Raw genomic sequence first — 1,657 nt, forward strand, 5'->3', positions numbered from 1 at the left:
AGTTTGTTTCAAGTGAGTTCGTATACAGTTGGTACACAAAACCATTCGTTTCATATAGATTGGTTGTATCAACATGATCAAAACGGTTCTGTTGTTGTTCATTTTCAATTGCATTCCTCCCCATACAAATCTCCTTTAAAGTTAACCTGAATACTTAAAAAACTTTGATACAACTTAGGTTAACCTAGTTAACATGGGTCAATTCATTTGAATCAAATAAAAAACTAGTTCAGGTAGAAACCCAAACAGAACAAATTCAATGAAAAAATTCGAACTGTATATACATTTGGCTTTTTTTAAAATAAAAATCACAAATGTCTTTGTGTAAGTATTATAATTGGTATAGAATACAAAAAATCATTTTTCTTTTAACTTGTACAAAAAGAATCTATTGTATAACTGTCTTCTTCCCGTAAAAAATATAGGAGAGGATTGGTATATTGAACAAATCATTGTCTAGTGGTTCTAATCAATTATTACAAGAAATCGATCAGAAAATGAGGATAATTGAGTCTATGCTTATCCTTCGTTATATTTCTGGGCATGTGGGCATGTGCCTACAGAAGAAGCATATGAGGTCCATCAAATGTTGATAGAAGTATCTCAATTGTTACTCACGTTGGAACAAGAGCCCAAAATGGCATCACTTGCAAAGTGTTTAAGTCTACAACTACAAACCATCCAAGAAGAATACAATAGAATAATTGGATAGGTTAAAAACGGCATTATAATTATGAATATTTTTAAAAATAAAAAATCATCACGTTGTTTTTAGCCCTTTTTGGGGAACGGCAACGATTCCTTCTTTTTGGGGCCACTTATAAAAAACACATTAAATTTCAAATACTATTTTTATCTCCAGAGGATACCTCCTTTTACGGTTTTAAAAGAAAATAGGATAAATTACTTTTGTTTTGAATTCATATATCTTTTGATAAGGATAGGAAGAAAAACTCAAAATGATTCTAATTTTTGCATTCATCTACTTGAAAGATGAATGCTTTTTTTCGTACATAATAAAAAAATAAAACATTTTTGTCACAAAACTCGTCTTTCTGGGTTCTTTATAATACAGGCATCAAATGAGAGTGAGGTTTTAACTGACATGTTAAAGATAAAAAAGGAAGAAAAGCCTGTCTCGGATCTGACATTTGAAGATTTATTTAAGCAATATTACGTTTATGTTGTGAAACAAATTCTATGGATTGTGAAAAAACAACCTATTGCTGAAGAATTAGCACCAGAAGTATTTTTACAGCTATATAGAAATGATTGGAAGACAATTGAAAATGTATCTGGTTGGCTCATAAAATCTTCTACTTATGTTGCATATAAATATTTACGATCCGAAAAAAGGCATCAGGCGAGAATAGATAAAACGATACAACACCATGAGGTTCAACCTATCTCATCATTAGATGATGATTGGATTAGAAAAGAAGAGATTACAAAAGTACAAAACGTACTTAGTCATATGAATGAACGAGATCGAACCATATTGTTAATGAAATTTTCTGGTTTTCAATACAAAGAAATCGCAGACGTACTTCATATTGACATATCTGTTAGTAACGGTGGTAAAATCCTTTATAACAACGGTTCCAAATTCCCCAAAAATAACGGACAATGGTTTCAAAACGACAATGATGGAGTGGAG

At 30.9% G+C, this 1,657-nt stretch carries 2 protein-coding genes; both read left to right on the forward strand.

All coding sequences use genetic code 11. The features are described from left to right. The first annotated feature begins 586 nt into the window (after positions 1-586). Complete coding sequence (locus tag F3I02_RS34455) at positions 587-712, forward strand: hypothetical protein (RefSeq protein ID WP_269061756.1); 126 nt, start codon at positions 587-589, stop codon at positions 710-712. Positions 713-1,105: 393 nt separating this feature from the next. Continuing rightward, positions 1,106-1,657, forward strand: a 552-nt coding sequence (locus F3I02_RS19555) for an RNA polymerase sigma factor SigX (RefSeq protein ID WP_230876870.1), incomplete at its 3' end; no start/stop codon positions are given.

Source organism: Bacillus sp. SRB3LM (assembly GCF_015712745.1).
In the GTDB taxonomy this organism is placed as follows: Bacteria; Bacillota; Bacilli; order Bacillales; family Bacillaceae_G; genus Bacillus_A; species Bacillus_A thuringiensis_K.

Bases quoted from the DNA above. Each gene is read 5' to 3' on its own strand.
- F3I02_RS34455 (WP_269061756.1), top strand. From the start codon at position 587: ATGTTGATAGAAGTATCTCAATTGTTACTCACGTTGGAACAAGAGCCC.